Origin of the sequence: Nannocystis exedens (genome assembly GCF_002343915.1) — a bacterium.
GTDB classification, from domain to species: Bacteria; Myxococcota_A; Polyangia; order Nannocystales; family Nannocystaceae; genus Nannocystis; species Nannocystis exedens.
Genome location: NZ_NETK01000001.1, coordinates 3,618,732 through 3,643,124, shown reverse-complemented (window position 1 = coordinate 3,643,124; position 24,393 = coordinate 3,618,732). Strand labels below are relative to the sequence as shown.

At 71.7% G+C, this 24,393-nt stretch carries 20 protein-coding genes; 15 read left to right on the top strand and 5 right to left on the bottom strand.

Going from position 1 to position 24,393, the window contains the following annotated elements:
* Positions 1–109 precede the first annotated feature (109 nt).
* The 6 genes from NAEX_RS50145 to NAEX_RS14265 all read left to right on the top strand — a co-directional run bounded on the left by NAEX_RS50145 (position 110) and on the right by NAEX_RS14265 (position 5,417).
* Positions 110–316 carry a hypothetical protein gene (locus NAEX_RS50145; protein WP_096325693.1) on the top strand — a complete coding sequence of 69 codons (207 nt, stop codon included), beginning with the start codon at positions 110–112 and terminating at the stop codon, positions 314–316.
* A complete protein-coding gene (tnpA, locus tag NAEX_RS14285; RefSeq protein ID WP_096325694.1) occupies positions 313–672 on the top strand; it encodes an IS66 family insertion sequence element accessory protein TnpA in 360 nt (119 codons plus the stop codon). Before NAEX_RS50145 ends, tnpA begins: the two co-directional genes overlap by 4 nt.
* Positions 669–1,043 (top strand): IS66 family insertion sequence element accessory protein TnpB, encoded by a 375-nt coding sequence (tnpB, locus tag NAEX_RS14280; RefSeq protein WP_096325695.1) that lies wholly within the window; start codon positions 669–671, stop codon positions 1,041–1,043. The genes tnpA and tnpB overlap by 4 nt, the downstream gene beginning before the upstream one ends.
* Entirely contained in the window at positions 1,040–2,752 is a 1,713-nt protein-coding gene (tnpC, locus tag NAEX_RS14275; RefSeq protein WP_096328052.1) for an IS66 family transposase, read from the top strand. The genes tnpB and tnpC overlap by 4 nt, the downstream gene beginning before the upstream one ends.
* Positions 2,753–3,314: 562 nt before the next feature.
* Entirely contained in the window at positions 3,315–4,280 is a 966-nt protein-coding gene (locus NAEX_RS47840; RefSeq protein ID WP_143140718.1) for a hypothetical protein, read from the top strand.
* A gap of 45 nt (positions 4,281–4,325) precedes the next feature.
* Positions 4,326–5,417 carry a hypothetical protein gene (locus tag NAEX_RS14265; RefSeq protein ID WP_100793088.1) on the top strand — a complete coding sequence of 364 codons (1,092 nt, stop codon included), beginning with the start codon at positions 4,326–4,328 and terminating at the stop codon, positions 5,415–5,417.
* Between the two features lie 51 nt (positions 5,418–5,468).
* Here the strand turns inward: NAEX_RS14265 and NAEX_RS14260 are convergent, their stop codons facing one another.
* Together NAEX_RS14260 and NAEX_RS14255 are read right to left on the bottom strand one after the other, a co-directional pair.
* The gene (locus tag NAEX_RS14260) at positions 5,469–6,338 is read right to left on the bottom strand and encodes a hypothetical protein (RefSeq protein WP_096328049.1); all 870 of its coding nucleotides are present in this window, start codon (positions 6,336–6,338) and stop codon (positions 5,469–5,471) included.
* A 75-nt stretch (positions 6,339–6,413) separates the two neighbouring features.
* On the bottom strand, positions 6,414–8,585 hold the full coding sequence (locus NAEX_RS14255) for an ABC transporter transmembrane domain-containing protein (RefSeq protein ID WP_096328048.1): 2,172 nt from the start codon (positions 8,583–8,585) through the stop codon (positions 6,414–6,416).
* 138 nt (positions 8,586–8,723) lie between these two features.
* Between NAEX_RS14255 and NAEX_RS14250 the strand changes: the two genes are divergently transcribed.
* The 7 genes from NAEX_RS14250 (at position 8,724) to NAEX_RS14220 (ending at position 16,513) form a co-directional block, all read left to right on the top strand.
* Positions 8,724–10,280, top strand: a complete 1,557-nt coding sequence (locus NAEX_RS14250; protein WP_096328047.1) for an aldo/keto reductase — start codon at positions 8,724–8,726, stop codon at positions 10,278–10,280.
* Positions 10,281–10,340: 60 nt separating this feature from the next.
* A complete protein-coding gene (locus NAEX_RS14245; protein WP_096328046.1) occupies positions 10,341–11,696 on the top strand; it encodes an AAA family ATPase in 1,356 nt (451 codons plus the stop codon).
* On the top strand, positions 11,693–12,340 hold the full coding sequence (locus tag NAEX_RS14240) for a retron system putative HNH endonuclease (protein WP_096328045.1): 648 nt from the start codon (positions 11,693–11,695) through the stop codon (positions 12,338–12,340). The genes NAEX_RS14245 and NAEX_RS14240 overlap by 4 nt, the downstream gene beginning before the upstream one ends.
* 372 nt (positions 12,341–12,712) lie before the next feature.
* Complete coding sequence (locus NAEX_RS14235; RefSeq protein ID WP_096328044.1) at positions 12,713–13,369, top strand: glutathione S-transferase N-terminal domain-containing protein; 657 nt, start codon at positions 12,713–12,715, stop codon at positions 13,367–13,369.
* A gap of 102 nt (positions 13,370–13,471) precedes the next feature.
* Entirely contained in the window at positions 13,472–14,584 is a 1,113-nt protein-coding gene (locus NAEX_RS14230) for an MBL fold metallo-hydrolase (RefSeq protein ID WP_143140717.1), read from the top strand.
* Positions 14,585–14,605: 21 nt separating this feature from the next.
* A complete protein-coding gene (locus NAEX_RS14225) occupies positions 14,606–15,514 on the top strand; it encodes an alpha/beta hydrolase (protein ID WP_096328042.1) in 909 nt (302 codons plus the stop codon).
* A gap of 42 nt (positions 15,515–15,556) precedes the next feature.
* The gene (locus NAEX_RS14220; RefSeq protein ID WP_211302410.1) at positions 15,557–16,513 is read left to right on the top strand and encodes a DNA-methyltransferase; all 957 of its coding nucleotides are present in this window, start codon (positions 15,557–15,559) and stop codon (positions 16,511–16,513) included.
* Positions 16,514–16,739: 226 nt separating this feature from the next.
* Here the strand turns inward: NAEX_RS14220 and NAEX_RS14215 are convergent, their stop codons facing one another.
* The 3 genes from NAEX_RS14215 to NAEX_RS14205 form a co-directional block, all read right to left on the bottom strand.
* A complete protein-coding gene (locus tag NAEX_RS14215) occupies positions 16,740–17,519 on the bottom strand; it encodes an SDR family oxidoreductase (protein ID WP_096328041.1) in 780 nt (259 codons plus the stop codon).
* Positions 17,520–17,562: 43 nt separating this feature from the next.
* Positions 17,563–18,300, bottom strand: a complete 738-nt coding sequence (radC, locus tag NAEX_RS14210; protein WP_096328040.1) for a RadC family protein — start codon at positions 18,298–18,300, stop codon at positions 17,563–17,565.
* Between the two features lie 442 nt (positions 18,301–18,742).
* The gene (locus NAEX_RS14205) at positions 18,743–21,775 is read right to left on the bottom strand and encodes a PAS domain S-box protein (RefSeq protein ID WP_170135718.1); all 3,033 of its coding nucleotides are present in this window, start codon (positions 21,773–21,775) and stop codon (positions 18,743–18,745) included.
* Between the two features lie 154 nt (positions 21,776–21,929).
* Between NAEX_RS14205 and NAEX_RS14200 the strand changes: the two genes are divergently transcribed.
* Both NAEX_RS14200 and NAEX_RS14195 read left to right on the top strand, forming a co-directional pair.
* A complete protein-coding gene (locus NAEX_RS14200) occupies positions 21,930–22,508 on the top strand; it encodes a thioredoxin family protein (RefSeq protein ID WP_170135717.1) in 579 nt (192 codons plus the stop codon).
* Between the two features lie 10 nt (positions 22,509–22,518).
* Positions 22,519–24,372 carry a SpoIVB peptidase S55 domain-containing protein gene (locus tag NAEX_RS14195; RefSeq protein ID WP_170135716.1) on the top strand — a complete coding sequence of 618 codons (1,854 nt, stop codon included), beginning with the start codon at positions 22,519–22,521 and terminating at the stop codon, positions 24,370–24,372.
* Positions 24,373–24,393: the final 21 nt, after the last annotated feature.

Genomic DNA, 24,393 nt, shown 5'->3' with positions numbered 1-24,393 from the left:
CGGTTCACCAAGGAGCAAGCCCGAGCGGTGTTCAAAATCGTATCCGTCCGGAAGACTGCGTCGTGAATCGAGATCCTCGAGCAGCTACAAGGCCCCTCGAGGAGGATCGATGTCGAGGAAGCGTAACGACTTGAAGGAAGAGCGCGGCGCGGTCGTGCTGGCGCCGCAGCCGGTGAAGCGGGGTAGCTTCGCGTTGCTGGTACCGGACGACATGAAGTGGGAGGTTCGAGGCGTGAGCGGCGGCTACCGGATCGACTTCCGGCCGATGACACCGCAGGAGCGGGCGCGTCGGCTCCGGGAGTGGAGGCAGCTGTGACGGCGAGCAAGGTGGCGGATCCGGCGATCTGGGAGAAGCGGGTCGAGGCCCTCGAGGCGAGCGGGCGGAGCTGCCGGGAGTATGCGAAGCAGATCGGCGTCAACCCGCACACGCTGGCGGGCTGGCGGTGGAAGCTGCGGCAGCGAGCTCGGACGGGAGCGACGCCGGCGAGGCCCCGCGCAGCGGCGGGCGAGCGCGACTTCGTGGAGGTGACGAAACAGGTGGCAGCGGCGTTGGTGGCGGAGACCGGAGTCATCGAGGTCGAGCTCGGCGGTGCGGTGGTGCGGGTCCTCGGCGAGGTCGACGGCGAGATGCTCGCGCGGGTGCTCGGCGCGGTGGGAGGACGGCGCGGATGATCCCGAAGAACGTCCGCGTCTTCGTGTGCACCGAGCCGCAGGACATGCGGAGAGGATTCGATCGGCTGGCGCTGGCGGTGCGGGCGGAGATGGGCGACGATCCGCGGAGCGGCGCGGTCTTCGTGTTCCTGGGCCGGCGCGCCGATAGGCTCAAGCTGCTGTGGTGGGACCACAACGGCTTCGCGGTGCTGTACAAGCGACTGCACCGCGCGACGACGACGGCGCCGAAGGCCGCGAGCCCGTCGCAGCGCTCGATCGAGATCGACGAAAAGAGCCTCGGTGCGCTGCTGCGGGGCGTCCCGCGGCATCCAGGACGCGGGCGTGAAAACGCTCTTGACGTGGGCGCGCGAACGAGTAGTAAGGACGCGTGAGCGAGATCGAGCTCCTGCGCAGCGAACTCGAGAGCAAGGAGGGCGAACTGCTCGCGCTGCGCGAGGCGCTGTCGAAGGCGTCCTCGGACCGCGAGCAGTACCGGGCGCTCTACATGCAATTGCTCGAGCGCTGTCGGCTGCTCGAGAAGGGGATCGTCGTCGGGAAGAAGGCCGAGCGCTTCCAGGGCGACGAGGAGGCGCAGCTGTCGATGCGCCTCCTGGGCATGCTGCTCGGCCCGGACGAAGCCGAGGCGAGCGCGGACGAGGATAACCTCGACGACGCGCTGGCCGAGGAGCTCGACGGAGACGAGGACGACGAGGCGAGCACGACCCGCCCCACGGATGCGTGTGAGCCGCGGCGGCGCCGTCGCGGGCGGCGCAAGCTGCCGGAGGCGCTGCCGCGCGTCGAGGTCGAGGTCCTGCCGCCGGAGGTGCTGCTGGAGGGCCTCGAGAACTTCGAGCGGATCGGCGAGGTCGTCAGCGAGACCGTCGAGCGCCGGCCGGGCGCGATGGTGGTCGCGCGAATCGTGCGGCCGAAGTTTGTCCGCAAGAATGCTCCGGCGAGCGAGTCGATCGAGACCCAGCTGGCCGATGAGACACCCGAAACCCCTCCCGTGGTGATCGCGCCGCCGCCGGACAAGCCGATCGAGCGCGGGCTGGCCGGACCCGGGCTCCTGGCCCACACGATCGTGCTGCGCTGGGGCGATCACAATCCCGCCCACCGCCAGGAGGCGATCCACGCCCGCGAGGGCCTGCCGCTGTCGCGTCAGACGATCTGCAGCTGGCACCAGCAGCTCGCCGACCTGGTCGAGCCGCTCGTCGACGCGATGATGGCCGACGCCTTCCTGTCGCCGTACGTCTGCGTCGACGCGACCGGGGTGCTCGTGCAGGCGCCCGAGCAGTGTCAGCGCGCCCACTTCTGGGTGCTCGTCGCCCCGGGCCGGCATGTGCTGTATCGATTCTCGCCGAGGCACGACAGCGAGGCCGTCGATCGCCTGCTCGCCGGTTACAAGGGCTATCTCGTCTCCGACGCCGCGACCGTCTACGACCACCTCTTCCGCGACGGCGCCGTCGTCGAGGTCGCGTGCTGGGCTCACTGCAGGCGCTACTTCTTCAAGGCGCTGGGCACTGAGCCGGAGCTCGCCAGGCACGCGCTCGGGCTGATCCGCAAGCTCTTCAAGGTCGAAGAGAAGCTGGCCGACGAGAGCCGCAAGCGGCGCGAGTCGGTCCGCCGGAAGCTGTCCGCGCCGATCGTCGACGAATTCTTCGCGTGGTGCGCCCACCAATGCGAGGTCGCCCTCGACGGCTCGCCGCTCGCCGCAGCCCTGACCTACGCCACCAACCAGAAGGCCGCGCTGCGGCGCTTCCTCGACGACGGCCGTCTCCCCCTCCACAACAACATCTCCGAGCGCGCGCTGCGGCGCGAGGCCGTCGGTCGCAAAAACTGGCTCTTCGTCGGCAGCGACGACGGGGCGCGGGCCAACACGCTCTTCGTGTCCCTGCTGGCCAGCTGCCAGATGCACGGCATCGAGCCCCTCGGCTACCTCCGCGACCTCCTGTGCCTGCTGCCCTCCTGGCCGCGCCCCCGCGTCCTCGAGCTCGCCCCCGCCTCCTGGCAGGAAACGCTCAAGCAGCCAGAGGCTCAGCAGCTCCTCGCCGCCAACGTCTTCCGCCGTATCGCCCTCGGCGAGCATCCGACCGCGATGTAGCCCAGGTGCTCGAGGCCGAGCCAGACGCAGTCTGTCGGACGATTACTCAAAATCGACCAGATCACTACGTCGCGGTCGGATCACTAGGGCCTGTTTGGTAAATCAACATGAGGGATAAGCTGACGAATTGCGTGATCTGCCGCACTGAGGCGTTTCTTGAATTACGTTGGCAGAAGACGGCCTATGCTGGAAAATAGAACGTATGATCTCACGGTTCCGCTGGTTCTTTACCCGTCGTATGCTCGCTTTCGTGACAATCTCGCTGACCGCAGTGTCGTGTGATGGTTGTGATGGATGCTCTTTGAGTTGGGGATCCGATTCGGATACTGGTAATGCCTTTACGGCCAAGTGGCTGAGTTGCAATGGAAATCAGCTCTGCGTGCCGAGTTTGTGCGGTTATGGAGGAGGGTACACCGAGGAGGATCTCTGTGCGTGGCACTATTTCGGTGAATACCCGCACTCAATCCCTGGTGGATGGAACGCTGAATACGGCGCGGCCTGCGATTGGTATAACGATCCTCAAATTATCACGCCATGCGAACAAAACCCTAGCCCTCCACCCTTGCCAAGCGACAACCCCACGACCAGTGACGGGGACAGCGAGACCGGGAGCGGCGAGACTGGAGGTCCCGAGGAGTCGGGAACCTGGTACTGCAAGTGGGATGAGATGCTTGAAGTCGGTGCGAAGGACATGTGCTTCTATTTCATGAAGACCGACGAGATGAATGATCCGGTGAAGCGCGCGGAGGCTCTCGGCGATCCTGTGAATCACCGCAGGTGCTGGCAGGAAGGGGGAACGGCAATTCCATGCGGAATGGGTACGAAAGAGCAAGCTAAGATGGAGTGTGCAACGGACTGCACGCAAGAGCGCGATAACCGCGAAGATGGTCTGCTTTCTGATGAGAGCGTGATCCCCGAAGAAGGTACTGAAACTCATGATACATGGGACTGCAGCACCGTCTTCTTCGAAGAGCAGGTCCACTTCCATGATCCGAGCGACGGGAAGCCGTTCTGCAATTACGTTATGCCCGTGTGGGGCGGTGACTCGTCGATCAAGAGCTTCACGGCGACACTTAGTGTTGCCGGTTCGGATGGAGGAAGTTCGTCACAGACTGGTCTCCAGGGCTACCTGGCCATGAAGACAGAGAATTGCACTGTGACGAAGTGCGATCTCGTGATCGATGCCATGGAAATGCATAGTATGCCGGTGATCGGCATCTACACCGACGCGGCTGGCGCGCAGTACTCGTATGAGATTTGGGGCGCGGACTTCCAGCTCGCCGAGGAACTCCGGGGTGAGTATTACCTTGAGCGAGGTACCGTGACATTCCCCCTGGACTCGGCTGTTCTACGAGGCTGGGCGGAGGGTGCGAGTATCCTCGACGTTCCGGTTCCCGATGTCGGGCCCCTGCTGTCCATGATTCAAGTCGAACAGCTCTCCGGTACGCTCCGAGACGGCGTCTTGTCGCTCACGATGGGCTACACTCACGACGGGACTCTTGGAGTGCTGTCCTTGGTGACCAACTGACGGGGTGCGGAACTCGCGCCCGGGCGGAGTGGTACAAGTTTTTCGATGCAGAAACGGACACGTCTCCTCGCTGTCGCTCTGGTGACGGCCTGCCATGAGCAGGTGCCTCAGACGGAGGTCGTCCATGGCGAACTCGTCGACTATCACTACAGCCTGGAGCTCGAGCTCTGCGGAGGAACCGTCGCGGTGTACGACGCGACGGCGCGACGCGCCGCCGAGTTGCTCGATCTGTCGGTCGAGGGCCTGAAGCAGGTCGCATACTACTGGCTGACGGCGGTCGACTACGCGGCGGTTTGGGCCGAAGATCCGTTCTGCGCCGCTGCGCTCGGATGTGCGGTGGGGCTGCGCTCTGCCGGGCACGGATCGATGACGCCGCACGAGGTCGTGCACACCATTGCGAACCAACTGAACGCCCCGGCAGCACCGTTCCTCGCCGAGGGCTTCGCGGAGGCCGTCATCGACGGCCCGATAGAGGTCGGCGACCCTCGTCCTTACATGACGCTCGACCGCATCGGAATCACGGACGGCGCCGGCTATCCGGTGGCGTCGCGGTTCGTCAGGTATCTCCTGCAAAGCCACGGCGCGGAGCGCTTCGCGGCGCTGTACCGGGGCGTGCCAGGAGCACCCGACCTCGCCGACTGGGACAGGGCCGTGCGTGCGAGCTACGGCGTGTCGCTCGATGCGTTGGTCGAGGAGTACCTGGCGGCGACGGAGTGCCCTTCCCAACCCCCGTCCTTGCCGCGGCTGGAGTGCGACGCGCCGGCGCTGATGGCCGACCTCGCCGGGAATTTCGCCTGGACGAGCTCGTTGAGTTGCGAAGACCCAGAGGTCGTGGGCGGGATGCAGCCCCCAGGTGAGCCGATCGTCTTCGGAGAGACCCATCTGGAGCTGCGACGGACGATCGAGATCACCGAAGCCGGCGAGTACGAGATCGCGGTGGTGACGCCAGAAGGTGAGGGGACGCGTGGACAGGCTCTCATCGCGGAGTGCGATGGCTGCGCCTGGCTGCGCGGCTACGACGCGGTGCTCGAAGGGTCGATGACGGAGACGCACTGGCTCGAGCCGGGACGGTACTCCGTCGTCCTGCGCGGGTTCATCGAGGCGGAGACGGTGGAGTTTCGCGCGACGCGGCGGTGAGGATTCGTCGGGAGCTCGTCTGTACCCGAGCGGACGAAGCCGTCGAAGAACCTAGAAGCGGAAGCCGAGCGAGAGGCCGGCGCCGCGCGGGCCGCCCCACGGGGCGAGGCGGGCGGTCGCCTGCTCTTTCTTCTTGCGCGACGCCTTGACGGCGACGATGGCGATCACGGCGATCGCGGCGGCGCCGGCGATTGCGAAGCTGATGTCGGCCCCGAGCGCGCGCGACTTCTGGGCGGCGAGGAAGGGCTCGGCGTCGACGCCGCAGAAGGTCTGGCCGCCCGATTCGCTGCAGTGCCCGAGGGCTTGGTTGCGCTGGCTCTGGGCGCTGACGCCGAAGCCGATGCCGAGGCCGAGGCCGACCGCGGCGACGGCGGTGAGGGCGGCGGCGGCGGGGCCGAACACGCGGTCTTTCTTCGGCTCGGGCTCGGGCTCGGGCTGGATCACGGGCGGCGGCGGGGCGGACTTTGGCTCGGCCTGCCTGGCCTCCTGCTCCTGCCGCTCGCGCTCGGCCCGGGCCCTGTCCTCCTGCTCGCGGAGGCGCTGGTCGAGGTTCTGGATCCGCCGACCCAGCAGCTCGCGCTCCTTGTCCGGCGCGAAGGCCCGGTACTGGTCGAGGTACTTGCGGGCGTTGGCGAAGTCGCCGAGCTTTTCGTAGGAGTTGCCGATGTTGTAGATGATTTCGGGCAGCTTCGACAGCTCGTAGCTCTCCTGGAACGCCAGGATCGCGGCCTCGTACGAGCCCTCCTTGAACAGCTGACGGCCGTTGAGGAACAGCTCCTCGGCCCGCTTCAGCGTGGCGTCCTCGGCCGAGGCCGCCGGGGCCGCCGCGCTGCCGCTGTCGGCGGCGGGCTTCGTCGCCGGCGAGGCGGGCGCGACCATTGCGACGCTGACGAGGGCGGACACCAGGAGCTGCATCGACATGGGGGCGCCCGATAGTAGAGGCGCCAAGCCGCGCTTGGCAAGCCGGAGGCCCGCCGCGAGCGGGCGGACGGCGGCTCACGCCATGGTGACCGGATGGACCCGGCTGCGGACCACCGAGTCGAACTCGTGGCTGAGCCGTGGGTCGCTCTGGATCAGCTCGAGGAACTGGCGGCGCTGCAGGGTCAGGAGGATGCACGGGGTGAGCGTGCGGATCGTCGCGTTGCGTGGGGCGTCGCGCAGGAGCGCGACCTCGCCGAAGTGGTCGCCCTCCTGCAGGGCGGCGATCTGCTGGTCGCTGCCGTCGTCCTGACGCTTGAGCACGGCGACCTTGCCGCGGGCGACGATGTAGAACTTCTCCACCGTGGTGTCGCCCTCGACGATGACGGAGCGGCCCTCGCTGACGCGCTCGCTGAGGAAGGAGCGGGCGACCGCGGCGAGCATCGTGTCGGACAGGGTGCTGAGGATCGGGATCGCGCGCAGGCGCTCCGGCTCGACCTCGGCCCGCGTGCCGTCCTCGCTCACGACCAGGCCCTGCTGCTTGTTCCACAGCCGGCGGTACAGGCCGTCGACCGCGAGCAGCTCGCGCTGGTTGCCCTGCTCGACCAGGCGGCCCTTGTCGAACACGAGGATCAGGTCGGCGTGGCGCGTCGAGGCCAGGCGGTGCGTCACGCCGATCACCGTGCGGTCGCGGCCGAGCCGCTCGAGCGTGGCGTTGATCGCCGCCTCGGTGGTCGGGTCGAGCGCCGACGTCGCCTCGTCGAGCAGCAAGATCTGCGGGTCGCGGAGGATCGCCCGGGCGATCGCCACGCGCTGGCGCTGGCCGCCCGACAGCCGGCTGCCGCGCTCGCCGACCACCGTGTTGTAGCCCTCCGGCAGGCTGGCGATGAGGTCGTGGATCTCCGCCGCGCGCGCCGCCGCCTCGACCTCCTCGTCGGTGGCCGCGAGCCGGCCCATGCGGATGTTCTCGCGGACCGTCGTGTTGAACAGGAAGCTGTCCTGGAACACGATGCCGAGCTGGCCGCGCAGCGAGTCGAACGAGGCGCCGCGGATGTCGGCGCCGTCGAACGCGACCACGCCGCGGTCGGGGTCGTAGAAGCGGGCCAGCAGGCCGAGCACGGTGCTCTTGCCCGAGCCGCTGGCGCCGACGATCGCCACCGTGGTGCCGCGCGGGATCTTCAGGCTCACGCGGTCGAGGTTCCGGTGCTCGCCGGTGTACGAGAACGACACGGCCTCGAAGGTGATCGCCTCGCGCAGCGGCGCGAGGGCCACCGCGCCGGGCTTCTCCTGCACCTGCGGGCGCGCGCGCAGCAATTCTTGGATGCGCTTGATCCCGCCGGCGGCCATCAGCAGCGGCGGCATCACCCGCGTCAGCGCGGTGACGTAGGTGCTGAGGTAGCCGAGCAGGATGTTGAACGCGACCAGCGAGCCGAGCGACAGCTCGCCGTGGAAGGTCTTGACCGCGCCGAAGCCGAACACGGCGATCTGCAGCAGCAAGAAGGTGAGGTTGGGGGTGCGCTCGACCAGGTAGGTGGTGAGGTTGAAGCGCACGCCGATGCGGTAGAGCGAGCGCAGCTTGTAGCGGAACCGGCTGGTCTGCTCGGGCGCGAGCTGGAAGGCGCGCACGACCGCGTGGGCGCCGAGGTTCTCCTGCACGGTGCTGGCGATCTGGGCCTCCTCGTGGCGCACGAGGTAGCTGTCGCGCTCGGCCCGGGGCCCGAGCACCTGCGGGCCGAGGGTCGCGAGCGGCAGGCCGATCAGCGTCAGCAGGGCGAGCTGCCACGAGAAGATGAACAGCAGGGTGGCGATCGTGGTGACGCCGAGGATGCCGAGGATCGTCTCGGGGATGGCGAGGATGACCGCGTTCTGCACCGCGCCGAGGTCGGTCGAGAAGCGGGCGAGGATGTCGCCGACCTGCATGCGCGTGTAGAAGTCGTGCGACAGCCGCTGCAGGTGCTCGAACATCCGCAGGCGGAGGTCGTTCATCACCGCGGTGCCGAGGCGGGCGTAGAGGTAGTCGCGCATCACCGCGACGCCGGCGGCGACGACCACGGCGACCAGCAGGGCGACGAGGATCGTGTACAGCAGCGCCTGGTCGTGCTTGGCGATCGCCTCGTCGATGACGTACTGGAAGCTGAGGCTGAACAGGACGTTGAACGCGAGGTCGATCAGCAGCCCCACCAGGAGCAGCGACACCTCGAAGCGGTAGGGCCGGAGGTATTCGAGCAGGTGGCGCAGGGCGCTGAGCATGGGCGCGATTTCGGGCGACCGGCCGCGGCCGGACCTGCATGGTCGCCCACCGGCGCTTGCACGTGCAAGCTGCGGCGCGCCCGAGGTCGCCTCGCCGCCGTTGACGGCCCCCGCGGCCTGTCGTACTGCTCGCCACCCATGCGCGACGAAGAGCGACCCCTGTGGCCCGGACGCGCGGCGCCGGCGGCGAGCGCCGAGCGTGCGCGTCGCTTCGGCATGGACCCGCGCCCGTTCGGGCGGACCGGCCTGCACGTCGCGCCGGTCGGCTTCGGCGCCTACCGCGTCCACGTCGAGTCGGCGCTGCACCGCCAGGCCTTCGAGGAGGCGGTGCGCGCCGGCGTCAACCTCGTCGACACCAGCGCGAACTACGGCGACGGCGGCAGCGAGATCCTCATCGGTCAGGTCCTGCGCGAGCTGTTCGAAGCGCGCGTCGCCGGCCGCGAAGACGTCGTGGTCATCACCAAGGCCGGGTACCTCCAGGGCACCGCGCTCGAGCTCGCCCACGAGCGACAGCAGCCGTACCCGGACGTCGTCCGCTACCAGGACAGCTGCTGGCACTGCCTGCACCCCGAGTTCCTCGCCGACCAGCTGGCGCTCAGCCGCCAGCGCCTCGGGCTGCAGACGATCGACGTGTTCCTGCTGCACAACCCCGAGTACTTCTTCATCGACCGCGAGAACCGCGCCGGCGAGGTCACCGCCGAGGACCGCGAGGAGTTCGACCGCCGCCTGCGCGAGGCCTTCGCGTTCCTCGAGCAGGCGGTGCTGCGCGGCGAGATCGCCTGGTACGGCGTGTCGTCGAACAACTTCGTCGAGCCGCCGGACAGCGGCCAGTACGTCTCGCTCGGCCGCGCGCTGGCGCTCGCGCGCGAGGTCGGCGGGGCGCTGCACCACTTCGCCGTCGCCGAGCTGCCGCTCAACCTCTACGAGCTCGGCGCGCTGACGGAGGCGCAGCCCGACGGGTCGCCGTCGGCGCTGGCGCTGGCCCGCCGCGAGGGCCTGGCGCTGCTCGCCAACCGCCCGCTCAACGCGTTCGTCGACGAGGGCGAGGGCCCGCACATGATCCGCCTGGCCGATGCGCCAGGTCCCAAAGACCAGCCGAGAGATCCGCTGCCGATTTTGCGCGCGCTGCAGCGGCTCGAGGGCGAGTGGTCGCGCGGCCTGGGCGCGCGGCTGGCCGCCGAGTACGGCGACGGCATCCGCGAGCTCTTGCGCTGGGGCAGCGAGCTGGAGGCCGGGCTCGGGCAGATCCGCGACCTCGGGCACTGGCTGCACCTGCGCAACAACGTGATCTCGGCCCACTGCGCGCAGATCGAGGCCAGCCTGACGAGCGACCTCGACCCGGCGCTGCTGCCCGAGTTCCGCGCGTTCTGGGACGACTACGGGCAGCAGATGCTGGCCGCGCTCGACGCCATCGAGGACGACTTCCGCGCCCGCGCCCAGGCCCTCACCGACGCGATCGGCGACCGCCTCGTCGCCGCGACGCCGGCCGCGTGGCGCGGGCTGCCGCTGTCGCGCCGCGCCGTGCTGACGCTGCTGGCGCTGCCGGTCACGTGCGTGCTGGTCGGCATGCGCCGCCCGGCCTACGTCCACGACATGGCGTCGCTCGGGATGGTCCGCCCGAAGCCGGGCATCGGCCCCGGCAAGGTCGACGCCGACGCGCTGGTCGCCGCGTTCCGCCGCCGCGCGCAGCATTGATTCGCGCGCACTTGCGAGCGCCGCGCGCCGGGGCCTACACTTTCGCCCGGTCGTCGTTCGATGCGGATCCATCGGCTGCAGCTCGAGAACTTCCGCGGCTTCGCGGCGCTGGAGCTCGACCTGTCGCACGGCCGCACGACCGCGCTGGTGGGAGTCAACGGGTCCGGCAAGACGTCGGTGCTCGACGCGGTGGCCTACCTGCTCGCGCTCGCGGTGGCCCGCACCGGGCTCGGCGACGACGCCTCGCGCCTGACGCTGGCCGACGTGCGCGCCGGCGCCGAGCGCTGCGTGGTCCACGGCGAGTTCGTGTGGACGCCGCCGGCGACGGCCGCGAAGGACGAGCTGTTCGCCGATCTCGAGCCGGGCGAGCAGGCGTTCGTGCTGCGCCACGAGCTCGCGCACCGCTGGGACCGCTGGACGCACGCGCAGCCGGACACGCCGCAGACGGCGAGCTGGGCGGCGCGCTGGCACGACGCGCTGGCCCGCGGGGTCGTGCTCGACGCGCCGATGCTGGCGACCTACTCGCACGAGCGCTACGTCGAGGCCGAGGAGGACCCGGCCCGCGGCGAGCTGCCGTCGGGCCCGGCCAGCCTCTACGTCGACCACACGTGGTCGCGCGGGGCCCGGCGCGAGGACTTCTTGCGGTGGTTTCTGCTGCGCGAAGACCTCGAGAACGAGCTCATCCGCGAGCGACGCGACCACGTCGACCCGCAGCTCGCGGCGGTGCGGCGGGCGATCCTCTCGTTCTTGCCCGACTGGACCGACCTGCGGTTCCGTCGTCGGCCGACGCGCGAGCCCGGCGCGGCCCACATCGACTTCGTGGTCGGCCGCCGCCCGGCGCTGATCCTGCGCAAGGGCGGCACGCAGCTGGCGTTCTCGCAGCTGTCGGGCGGCGAGCAGGGTCTGCTCGTGCTGGTCGGCGACATCGCCCGCCGGCTGGCGATCACCCACCCGAACCTCGCCGATCCGCTGCAGGGCCGCGGCATCGTCCTCATCGACGAGGTCGAGCTGCACCTGCACCCGCAGTGGCAGCGCACGCTGCTCCCCGACCTCGAGCGCACGTTCCCCAACCTGCAGTTCATCGTCACCACCCACTCGCCGCAGGTGCTGTCGCTGGTGCCGCGCGAGCAGGTCAAGCTGCTGCGCGACTTCCGGCTGGTCGACGAGCCGCCGCACACGCTCGGGCGCGACAGCAACGCGATCCTCTACGACGTGATGGGCGTCGATACGTACCCGCCGTTCTCGGCCGCGAAGGTCCGCGCGGTCGCCCGGCTTATCGACGAGGAGCGCTGGCCCGAGGCCCGGGCGGCGCTGGCCGAGCTCGTCGAGGACTTCGGCCCGCACGACGCCGAGGTGGTCCGCCTCGGCAGCATGATGGCGTTCCTCGGCGAAGACGACGACGAGGCCGGGGGATGAAGAACATCCAGAAGGGCCGCGAGCCGCCGGCGCTGACCCAGCACCGCCTGGCCGGCGGCAGCTTCGAGGACCCCGGCCCGTGGAAGCACGAGCTGCGGCGCGCCCTGCTGCGCGAGCAGGGCGCGATCTGTTGCTACTGCATGAACCGCATCGAGCTCGACTCGCTGCGCATCGAGCACCTGCGGCCGCAGCACGAGCACCGCGCGCAGCAGCTCACGCACCGCAACCTGCTGGCCGCCTGTCCCGGAGGACAGGACAATCCGACGCACGAGCAGCGCGACATCCGCCACTGCGACGTGCGCAAGGGCGCCAACCCGCTGGTGCTCGATCCGGTCGCCGGCGTCGAGCACCGCGTCCGCTACGGCTTCGTCGAGGGCCGGATCTTCGGCGCCGACCCCGAGGCCGACCGCGACCTCGACCAGGTGCTCGGCCTCAACGCGCCGCACCTCCGCCAGCTGCGCCGCCGCGTGGTCGAGGGCCTCATCGCCCGCCTGCGCAAGAAGTACAGCGACAAGACCTGGTCCCGCGCCGCGCTCGAGCGGGAGATCGCCCGCTGGTCGAGCCGCGACGGCCACGAGTTCCGCCCGTTCTGCCAGGTCGCGGTCGAGTTCCTGCGCAAACAGCTGCGGAAGGCCCGGACATGAGCCGGCGCGGGGCCGGTCGTCGCCCATGCGAGCGCCGGGCGCGGACACGAAAGCGAGCGGAGGGACGATCGCCGGGCGCACGCGTGGCGGTGGCGGGATGAACGAGGCTGCGGGCGGAGGAGTGACGGGCGTACGCGTCGCGGTGGCGGGAATGACGGCGACCGGGAGCGGGGGAGTGACGGGGGCGGGCGTTGCGATGCCGGCCGCGACGCGGGTCTGCTCGTCGAGCGGCGCGGGCGAACACGGCGCTCGCAGCGTGCCGCGAGCGCGGGCCCGGCGAGGCGGTTGCGCCGGCGAAATTGTCGCGCATGCAAGCACCCGGGACGAGCCAATGACGCGACGCGCGGGTGAAGCGACGGCGAGGAGCAGGGCATGACGGGGCTGGGTTCGGCGGCGGCGACGGCGGTGCGGTTCGGGCTCGGCGGGCGTGTGGGCGCCACGGGGCCGCGACCGACGGGCGAGCTGGTGCTCTACGAGTTCGAGGCGTGCCCGTTCTGCCGCAAGGTCCGCGAGGCGCTGGTGTGGCTCGACCTCGACGTGTCGATGCGGCCGTGCCCGCCCCGCGGGACGCGCTTTCGCCCGGAGCACGGGCCGCCGTACCCGATGCTCGTCGACGACGGCCAGGTCATCCGCGAGTCGTCGGTGATCGTGCGCCACCTCGTCGACCGCTACGGCGACGGTCATGTCCCGCTGCCCTTGCGGCTCGGCCCGCTGACGACGGTGTCGAGCGGCATCGCCTCGCTGGCGCTGCCGCGAGTGCGGGCGATCGCGTCCGAGGCGCCGGCGCAGCCGCTCGAGCTGTTCGCCGACGAGACCTCGGCGGAGGCGCGGCAGATCCGTCAATGGCTGTGCGCCCGCGAGATCGGCTATCGCTGGCGCACCTGCGGCCGCGGCAGCGCCAAGCTCGCCGAGCTGGCCGAGCGCACCGGTCGCGCCGAGCTGCCCGCGCTGCTCGACCCCAACGTCGACGCCGATCTCCGCGACGCCGGGGCGGCCGTGGCCCACCTGCAGCGGACCTACGGCCGCTGACGCGCGCGGCGAGTAGATTTTCTCGCGCGCCGGGCCGACGACGCCCGCGCACCGGGGTGGCCTCCGCTGACGAGCGGCGGCGGCCGCGATAAGGTGACGGCGATGCCCTTCGACAGCCCCAAGGTCCCGGCGCTGTGTGCGGCGGAGCTGCCTGCCAACTTCCGCGCGATCGCCGAGCTCGACGACGGCTGGCGCGAGCAGAGGCCGGGCTTTCGCCTCGAGGACCTGCGGGCCCGCGGCGAGGCGTTCGCCCGCCGCTTCCGCAGCGACGGCCCGGTCCGCGGCTTCCGCACGCTCGACCTGCTGCCGTTCCCGTACCCGGTCGCGTTCGCCTTCTGGCAGGCCCCGCCGACGCGGGCGAAGTACCTCCTGATGCGCAACCGCTGCAACCTGATCGAGTTCGAGGACTGGAGCGGCCAGGTGCGCACGATCTTCGTCAACCCGAGCGAGGCCGACCTGTCCGCGCGGGCAGGTTTCTTCGACCAGCTGCGCCGCGACCTCGTGCCGTTCTTCCCGCCCGAGCTGCTGCAGCGGGCCGACGGGCCGGCCGCGCTGGCGCGCAAGCGGCTCGGCGTCGACCCGGCCAAGATCGACTACGTCACCTTCGACCACCTCCACGTGCAGGACCTGCGGCGCGGCCTGGTCGGCGAGGGCGGGCGGCCGCCGCTCTATCCGAACGCCAAGCTGATCGTCAATCGCCGGGAGATCGAGACGTTGCAGGCGCTGCACCCGCTGCAGCGGCCGTGGTGGATCGAGGAGGCGCTCGACGGCGTGCCGGCCGAGAAGATCATCGCCGTCGAGGGCTCGGTGTGGCTCGGCAAGGGGCTCGCGCTGGTGTGGACGCCGGGGCACACGCTCGGCAACCACTCGATCGTGTTCCACGCGGCCGGCCGCGGCGTGTTCGCCGTCTCGGAGAACGGCGTCTGCCCCGAGAGCTACCTCCCGCGCGCCTCCGGCCTCCGCAGCCTGCGCGAGCACGCCGCCAAGTACGGCGCCGAGGTCGTCCTCAACGGCAACGCGCTCGAGAGCAGCATGTCGCAGTACACCTCGATGGTGCTCGAGAAGTCGATCGCCGACCGCGGCGACGCCGGCGGGGAGCTCCCCAACATCTACTGCTCGTCGCCCTTCATCCGCTCGCCTCTGGCCTGGGGCATCGGGCCCCGCTACACCGTGGCGCCGATCGACACCGGCGCGCTCACCCAGTCGCTGGCCTGAAGAACATGTCGTGAGGGACACATGGCAAGCCTGCAGAGCCACCTCCTCTACCAGATGATCCGCTACTGGCGCCGCCGCCACCCGATCGGCGAGATCGGGCCGGACAGCTACAAGGGCGTGCGCAAGACCATCGAGCGCGGGGTCAAGCAGGGCCGCCTGCCGCCCGGCGTGTACCTCGAGCCCACGCACGCCGGCGGCGTCCCGGGCGAGTGGATCCACGCCGTCGGGGCCCGCGCCGACAAGGTGCTGCTCTACCTGCACGGCGGCGGCTACGTCGCCGGCTCGCCCGCCTCGCACCGGGCCCTGACGGCCGCGCTGAGCCGTGAGGCCCGCGTCCGCGTGCTCGCGCTCGACTACCGCCTCGCCCCCGAGCACCCGTACCCGGCCGCGCTCGACGACGCCGCGGCGGCCTACGCATGGCTCTTGGACCAGGGCTATTCGGCCAGGTCGATCGCCGTCGGCGGCGACTCGGCCGGCGGCGGCCTGACCGCCGCCACCCTGGTGCGCCTGCGCGACAGCGGGGTGACGCTGCCGGCGGCCGCGTTCATGCTGTCGCCGTGGGCCGACCTCGCGGGCACGGGGGAGTCGGTGCGCACGCGGGCGGCCCTCGACCCGATGCTCGGCGGCGACCTGGCGGCGTTCGCCCGCTATTACGTCGGCCCCGACGGCGACCCGCGGCACCCGCTGATCTCGCCGATCCACGCCGACATGCGCGGGCTGCCGCCGATCCTGATCCAGGTCGGCACCCGCGAGGTCCTGCACGACGACGCGACCCGCCTGGCCGAGCGCGTGCGGGCCGGGCAGGGCCGGGTCGAGCTCGAGGTGTGGGACGACATGATCCACGTGTTCCAGGTGTTCCCGAGCCTGTTGCCCGAGGCGCGGCGGGCGATCCGGCGGATCGGCGAGTTCCTGCGGGCCGAGCTCGCCTGAGGTCGACGGCGCGGCGCGGGCGCGTGGTACGCTCGCGCGCGCGTGGTCGCGGCCGACCAGGACAAGTTCGTCTCGAGCTCGCACCGGCTCGGCGAGGCCACCTACACGCTGGTGCAGGGCGACGGTCTGCGGTGGATGGCGGCGCGGCCGGAGCGGTCGATCCACGCGATCGTCACCGACCCGCCGTACGGGCTCAAGGAGTACACCGCGCGCGAGACCGCCAAGCTGCGCAGCGGCCACGGCGGGGTGTGGCGGATCCCCCCGGCCCTGGGCGGCAGCACGCGCAGCCCCCTGCCGCGCTTCACCGTGCTGTCGAGCGACGAGCGCGACGCCCTGGAGCGGTTCTTTGTCGACTTCGCCGCCCAGGCGATGCGCGTGCTGGTCCCGGGCGCGCACGTGTTCATCGCCGGCAACCCGCTGCTGTCGCACCTGGTGTACGGGCCGTTCCTCGCCGCCGGGTTCGAGAAGCGGGCGGAGATCATCCGCCTGGTCCAGACCTTGCGCGGCGGCGACCGGCCGAAGAACGCCCACGAGGAGTTCGCCGACGTCACGGTGATGCCGCGCTCCGCGTGGGAGCCGTGGGGGCTGTTCCGCAAGCCGTGCGAGGGTCGGGTCCAGGACAACCTGCGCCGGTGGGGCACCGGCGGGTTGCGGCGGATCTCCGCCGACCAGCCGTTCGCCGACGTCATCGCCTCCGCCCCGACCCGGCCCGAGGAGCGCGCCCTCTCGCCGCACCCCTCGCTCAAGCCGCAGGCGCTGATGCGGCAGCTCGTGCGCGCCGCGCTGCCGCTCGGTCGCGGGGTGGTGCTCGACCCGTTCATGGGCGGCGGCTCGACGATCGCGGCCGCGGTCGCGGTCGGCTACGAGAGCGTGGGGGTGGAGCTCGACCCGGAGTTCTTCGCCGCCGCGGCCGCCGGGATCCCCCGCCTCGCCGTGCTCACGCCGGCGCCCCCGCGGCGGAGCCGGGCGCGCGACAGCTCCTCCGAGGACATGTCCTGAAGGGCATGTGCAGGAGGACAGGCCGCACCCCCGCCGACGGCCTCGCGGCGGAGCCGGGCCTGCGAGGATGGCTCCGAGGACAGGTGCCGAGGGACATGACACCACCTCGAGCGCCACGACGCGGCGCGCCCCGCCGGCCCACGCCACCTCCCGCGACGGCTCCGCGAGCGGCGAGACGGGCGACCATGCATGCGCGGCGGCCTGCTCGCGCCCGAACCGCCGCGGCTCAAGGCACGGCGCTGGCGCCGCCGTCGAAATTGATCGCCGCGCCGGTGATGAAGGCGGCGCGGGCCGACGACAGGAACGCGATGAGGTCGGCGGCCTCCTCGGCCTCGCCGACGCGGCCGAGGGGCACTCCACGCTGGCGGGCCATGTCGGCGTAGTAGCGGTCGCGGTCGAGGGTGGGGTTGCGCTTCTTGTCGTGCTGGGCGCTCTTGACCAGGCCGATGAGCACGGCGTTGACGCGGATCTGGTCGGGCGCGAGCTCCTTCGACAGCGCCTTGGTGAGGGCGAGGCCGGCGGCGCGGCTGACGGTCGAGGGCATCGAGCCGGCGGCCGGCTGGCGGGCGCCGATGTTGAGCAGGTTGACGATGCTGCCGCCGCCGACCTTGCGCATGTGCGGGATGGCGAGGCGGATGAGGCGCAGCGCGGCGAACAGCTTGAGGTCGAGGTCGTCCTGCCAGGCGTCGTCGGTGAGCGACTCGAACGCGGCGGCGGCCGAGGTGCCGGCGTTGTTGACGAGGACGTCGATGCGGCCGAGGCGGGCGATGACGCCGTCGACGAGGCGCATGACGTCGGCCGGCTCGCGCACGTCGACCGGCATGGCGAGCACTTCGGTACCTGTCTCGGCGGACAGGTCGTGCATCGCCTTGGCGAGCACGTCGGCCCGGCGGGCGCAGATGACGACGCGCGCGCCGGCGAGGGCGAGCGCGCGGGCGGTGGCGCGCCCGATGCCCTCGCTGCCGCCGGTGACGATCGCGACTTTGTGCTGGAGACCGAGGTCCATGGCGCGAGGACGTAGCACGATTCGCGCGCGCGCGTCACAGCGGTCACAGCGGGGCCTCCGGGGGCAGCGGGGCCTCGGGGAGGAGCCCGAGGGCCAGCATGGAGGTGCAGCCGCCGTCGGTGACGATCAGGTGGTCGACGACGGGGATGCCCATCAGCCAGCCGCACTCGACCAGGCGGTGGGTGAGGCCGACGTCGCTCTCGCTGGGGTTCGGCTCGCCGCTGGGGTGGTTGTGGACGAGGATCACCGAGTGCGCGCCGGCCTGGGTGAGCGGACGGAACACCTCGCGCGGGTGGACCTGGACGTGGGCGACGCTGCCGAGCCCGACCTCCTTGATCAGGCGGATCCGCCGCCGGCTGTCGAGGCCGAGGATCATGAACACCTCCTGCGAGCGGCCGCGCAGGTGGGCATGGACGAACCGGCGCACGTCGTCGGAGCCGCGCACCGCCGCCTCGACCGGCAGTTGGAGCTGACCGATCCGCCGCGCCAGCTCGACCGCCGCGCACACAGCGGTGGCCGAGGCCTCGCCGATGCCCGGCGACTCGGCCAGCTGGTGCGGCAGCCCGCGCATCAGCCCCGACAGCCCGCCGAGCCGCTGCAGCAGCGCCAGCGCCCGCTGCTCGGCCCGCCCGCCGCCGAGCAGCAGCGCGACCAGCTCGACGTTGCTCAGCACCGCCGGCCCGAACGCGTACATGCGCTCGCGCGGGCGCTCGATCGCCCGCGCCCGCGCGCCGGCCTCGGGGTCGTCGTCGCCGCAGTTCTCACCGCTCCCTTGAGACATGTCCCAAGGGACTTCAAGCCGCGTGCCAGCGAGAAGCCGCAGGACGACGCGCGCCCGCGCCCCGGAGGTGTCCCGCCCGCTGGCCGGGCGTCCCGCCGGCTGGACGTCGCGGCGATCGGGTCGGAGCGCCCGGGTGCCTCAAGAGACATGCTCGTCGGGGAGGCCGCCCACCTCCGCCCGCGCGGAGCCGACGACCACCGGGGCGGCAGCGGAGATGGCCCGCCGGCGTCGGAGCGCCATTCGGGCCGCGAAGGGCACGCGGAGGCCGAGAACGCCGGGACCGTGCTACAGCGGCGCGACCCAGGCGGACGGACCGGAGCAGAGGCGAATGCGCCGCGGGAGGCGAGCGAGTCGAGCTGCCGAGATCTCGCTATGTCTCTTTGGACATGCCGGTTCAGTCATGCTCGCTCGGACATGCCCTCCTGGACATGTCCCGGCGTTCTCACGAGCTCGTCTCGGCGGCCAGCTCGCGCCCGCGGGCGACGAGGTCGTCGGTGAGGCGGTACATGGCGTCGATCAGGCGCTCGACGCGGGCGATCCGCTCGCTCTCGCTGACCTGGGTGGCGACGCCCTCGAGCTCGCGGGCGAGGGCGAGCAGCTCGCCGGCGCTGAACATCGCCGCGGTGCCGGCGGCGCGGTGGGCGGCCTGGCGCATCACCTCGGGGTCGTTCGGGGCCGACGAGCGCAGCACCTCGGCCAGCTTGGGCGCCTCTTCGCGGGCCATCTCGATCATGCGCAGCAGGGTGGTGCGCGAGCCGGCGACGCGCTTGATGACGGCGTCCCAGTCGTCGACGGCGCCGTTGGGGCGCTGGCCGATGGTGGCGAGCACGGCCTGCAGGTCGGCGATCTGGACCGGCTTGGTGAGGAAGCCGTCCATGCCGCGCTCGAGGCTGTGGAGGCGGTCGGACTCGGTCGCGCGGGCGGTCATCGCCACGATCGGGACGGCGCGCACGCGCGGGTCGGCGTGCTTGCGGATCGCCGCCGCCGCCTCCCAGCCGTCCATGCCGGGCATCTGCACGTCCATCAGCACCAGGTCGAAGCGGGTCGACTCGACGGCGGCGAGCGCCGCGTGGCCGTCGTGCACGACCGCGACCTCGTGGCCGGCGCCGCGCAGCATCTCGGCCGCGACCAATTGATTGATCGGGTGGTCCTCGGCCAGCAGCACGCGCAGTCGCCGGCCCGCGGGCGACAGCTTGGCCGGCGGCGTGCGCGACTCGGGCCGCGGGGTCTCGCGCGCGCACGGCAGCTCGACCTCGAACGAGAACGTGCTGCCGACGCCGACCTTGCTGTCGACCGCGATCGCGCCGCCCATCAGGCGCACCAGGCGGTCGGCGATCGTCAGGCCGAGGCCGGTGCCGCCGAAGCGGCGCGTGGTCGAGGCGTCGCCCTGCTCGAAGGGGACGAAGATCGCCGACAGCCGCTCGGGGGCGATGCCGATGCCGGTGTCGCGCACGGCGAAGCGCAGGCGGGCCCGCTCGCCGGTCACCTGCGCGCCGACCTCGACCTGGACCTCGCCGTGCGAGGTGAACTTGATCGCGTTGCCGATCAGGTTGACCAGCACCTGGCGCAGGCGGTCGGGGTCGCCGACCAGCCAGCGCGGGACCTCGGGCGCGAGCGCGGCGGCGAACCGCAGGCCCTGCTCCTCGGCGCGCGGGCGCAGGGCGTCGACGGTGCGCTGCATGGTCGCGTGCAGGTCGAACGGGACCGGCGCGAGCGCCAGCTTGCCGGCCTCGATCTTGGTGACGTCGAGCAGGTCGTTGATGACGGCGAGCAGCGAGCGCGCCGAGTCCTGGATCACGCGCAGGCGCTCGCGCGCCGGCGGCGGCGGGTCGTCGAGCAGCGCCAGCTCGACCATGCCGAGGATCCCGTTCATCGGCGTGCGGATCTCGTGGCTCACGTGGGCGAGGAACTCGCTCTTGGCCCGGCTCGCCGCCTCGGCCGCGCGCACCGCCTGGCGCAGCGCGTCCTCCTGCCGCCGGCGCGCGCTGATGTCGGTCTGCGTGCCCATCAGCCGCAGCGGCCGCCCGCTGGCGTCGCGCGCGACCACCCGCCCGCGCCCGAGCACCCACCGGTGGCCGCCCTTGGCGGTGCGCGCCCGGTACTCGCAGTGGAACGTGGGTGCCTCTCCGGACATGTGCTTTCGGACAGCCTCGTGGAAGGCCTCGCGGTCGTCGGGGTGGACCGCGTGGGCCAGCTCGGCCTCGGAGTAGGTGTGGCTGGTGTTGTCGCGGCCGCGGGTGAAGAACACGGTGCCGGCGGTCAGGTCCCAGTCCCACAGCTCGTCGCCCGCGGCCTCGAGGGCCATGTTGAGGCGCTGCTCGCTGTTGCGCAGCTGGACCTCGCTGCGCTTGCGCTTGGTGATGTCGCGGGTGGTGATGGCGACGCCGTCGCCGATCCGCACGGCCTGGTGGCGCAGCCACTCGACCCCGGGGAGCAGCTCCGAGTCGACGCGGATGTCCTCGTCGAGCGCCTCGCCGGTGGCGATCACCCGCTCGTACTTGGCGAGGAACGGCGCCATCCGCCGCGGGCCGGCGAACTCCGACACGCGCATGCCGATCAGCTTCTCGCGCGGGCGGTTCATCAGGCGGGTCGTGCCCGGGTTGACCTCGACGATCACGAGGTCGAACCGGCCGTCTTCGCCGACGACCCGCTCGGTGACGACGATCGAGTCGGTGCTCGCCAGCAGGGCGCCGCGCAGGCGGTTGGCCAGCCGCTCGTGCTCGGCCTGGGCCAGCCGCGTGGCGGTGACGTCGCGGAGGATGCCGACGTAGCCGATGACCTCGCCGGTGGTCTCGCGCAGCGGCGACGTCACGACCTCGACGTAGGCGCGGGTGCCGTCGGCGCGGGGGATCGTCGACGAGTGGTCGTCGGAGCCGTACTCGCGGGCGCGCAGCGTGTACGTGTCGAGCTTTGTGGCCGGGCGCCCGAACTCCTGCGACAGCTCGCGGATCCGCTCGGCCACCTCGTCGGGGTCGCTCGGCAGGGTGTCGAAGTGGCGGCCCAGCGCGTCCTCGGCGGCGATGCCGTAGATCCGCTCGGCCCCGCGGTTGAAGCGGACGATCCGGCCGGTGATGTCGACCGCGATCAGCCCGACCGAGGTGGCGCTGGCCAAAATGCCGCCGATCTGCCCGTGCACGCGCGCCATCTCGCACTGCAGCGAGACCCACGCGCTCTCCCCGTCGCGGGCCCGGTGCATGCGCACGTGCAGCTCGAGCCGGTGACCGTGCTGCGTCAGCATCTGCGTGTGGCCGCGGACGTCGGCCTCGCCGGCGAACACCCGGGCCAAAAGGCCGCGCAGCTTGTCGCGGTACTCGGGCGCGGCGGCCGCCACCAGGCTGGCCGTTGCGACCTGTTCTTCAGACCAGCCGAGCGCCTCGCGGAGCGCGCGGCTACAGGCGAGGATGCGACCGTCGGCGGCCACGGCCGCGAACTTTTCGTCGCTGTCCTCGAGGAGGTCGCTGAGCGATGGCGGCATCCTGGAGTGGAGCCATGACAGCACGGCGGCGCGGCGCCGGCAACCGCCCATGAGGGGGCGCACGCGGGCTCTGTCGCCGCCGCGTCGACGCACGCGGCCCCGCTGTCGCTTCGCCGCGGGATCTCGCAAATCGCGCGTGGTATGGTTGCGAGCCGTGACCTCGACCCGCCTGGTCCTCGCGCTCGCCCTCGCACCTGCCGTCGCGGCAGGCGGCGCGCTCCTCCTCCCCGGCTGCGGCGGCGACCCGTCGACCGCCGTTCCACAGCGGCCCGCCGGCGACCCCACGCCGACGGCCGGCGCGACTTCGGTCCCGGCCACGCCGGCGCGCACCGCCACCGCGCCGTCCAACGGCTTCGGCGACGGCATCGCCTGGCGCGGGCTCGAGGAGGGCTTCCGCGAGGCCGCGAGCCTCGGCCGGCCGATCATGCTGGTCGTCCACGCGTCGTGGTGCTCGCAGTGCAAGGCGCTGCGGCCCGCGTTCTCCGACCCGGCGCTGGTGGCCCTGTCCGACCGCTTCGTCATGATCAACGTCGACCAGGACCTCGAGCCGTCGAGCCAGCAATACGGCCCCGACGGCCGCTACGTCCCGCGCGTGCTGTTCTTCGACCCCGCGGGCGAGCTCGACCGCGAACTGCTCAACGCCTCGCGCCGCCGCTACAAGTACTACTATTCGCCGCACGACGACCTCGTCGGCGCGATGCGTCAAGCCCTCGAACGCCATGCCAAGTCCTGAGCCCCGGAACGTGCGTCGCTTCGCTCGCCGCGGTGCCGCCGGGTTCGCGCTGCTCGGCGCGCTCGCGCTGCGCCCCGCCGCCGCCGCGCGGCCCGACATCATGCCGGTGGAGGACGTGCGCCCCGGCATGAAGGGCCACGCGGTCACCGTGTTCTCCGGCACCGGCACCGACCGCTTCGAGATCGAGGTCATCGACGTCATCCGCGACTACCTGCCGCGCCAGGACGCGATCCTGTTCCGCTCCTCCGACCCGCGGATGGTCCACTCCGGCATCGTCGGCGGCATGAGCGGCAGCCCGATCTTCATCGACGGCAAGCTGGTCGGCGCGCTCGCCTACGGCTACCGCTTCAACAAGGACCCGATCGGCGGCATCACCCCGATCAGCAACATGTTCGCCGTCGGCGACCTGCCCTTTCGGCCAGACGTGCTGCCGCACAACAAGGTCCGCGGGATCGCCCGGGCCGGCGCGGCCGGCTGGGCCGACGCGATGCTCGGCCTCGACACCACGCCGCTGCCGCAGCGGCGCCGCCCCGACGACCTGACGCCGCAGGGCGGCCTGGCGCCGATCGGCGCGCCGATGTCGGTGAGCGGCCTCGGGGCGGAGGCGACCCGCTTCCTCGCCGACACCCTCGGCCTCGTGCCGGCGCGCGGCGGCAGCGGCGGCACGGCCGTCGGCGACGCCAAGTCGGCGCCGGCCAAGACCTGGCAGGGCGGCGACTCGGTGTCGGTGGTGCTGATCCGCGGCGACAACGCGGTCGCGCCCAACGGCACGGTGACGTGGGTCGGCGGCAAGCAGGGCGAGAAGCTGCTCGCGTTCGGCCACGAGATGCTCGGCGCCGGCCCGAGCAACCTGCCGATCGCCGACGCCCGCGTCCACGTGATCATCCCCAGCGTCGAGCGCTCGGTGAAGCTGTCGAGCGCGCTGCACGTGCGCGGCTCGATGATCCAGGACCGCCAGGCGGCGATCTCGCTGCGCACGGACGTCAGCGCGCCGATGATCCCGGTGACCACCGAGCTGCGCGCGCCGGAGCCCGACATGCCGCCGCGCGTCTACCACAGCGAGGTGGCGCTCGGCGTCGACCTCACCCCGGCGCTGGCCGCCAGCCTGCTGGTCGACGCGCTCGGCGAGGGCGCGGCCGACGGCACCGAGGTGGTCGCCGAGATCGTCCACCAGATCGACGTCACCACGAGCAAGGGTCCGCGCACCGTCACCGTCAAGCACGAGGAGTTCTTCCCGGCCGGCGTCGACGCGCGCGCGCTCGGCCGCGGCCGCGGGGCGCTGATCATGGCGGCGCTGCTCAACAACGACTTCGAGGTCGCCAAGCTGCGAGGCGTCCGCCAGACCGCGACCCTGCGCTACGACAGCCCGGTCGAGATCCTCGAGTCGGTCCGCCTCGCCGACGCCGACGTCCACGCCGGCGACCTCGTGACCCTCGAGCTGCGCCTCCGCGACTACCGCGGCGCCGTCCGCACCGAGACGCTGGCGCTGCGCGTGCCCGACGACGCCGCCGAGCAGGACATCCAGATCGAGGTCACCGGCGGCGACAACGCTCGCCCGCCGCGGCCGATGCCGGACTCGCTCGACGACCTGATCGACACGCTGCAGGACACCTACCCGGCGCGCAGCCTGGTCGCCACGATCTACCGCGAGGCCGAGGGCCTCTCGACCCGCCACGGGCTTCTGCCCGAGCTGCCGGCCAGCGTGCTCGAGAGCCTCGCGCACACCGGCAGCACCACCTCGGCGGTCCGCTTCAAGCAGATGGCGCGGCGGGTGATCCCGCGCCCGGCGCTGATCGAGGGCGAGCACACCCTCAAGCTCAGCGTCAAGCCGAAGCGCAAGTTCGCCGCGCCGGATCCCGATTGAACCGTCCAGCCTCGACCATGA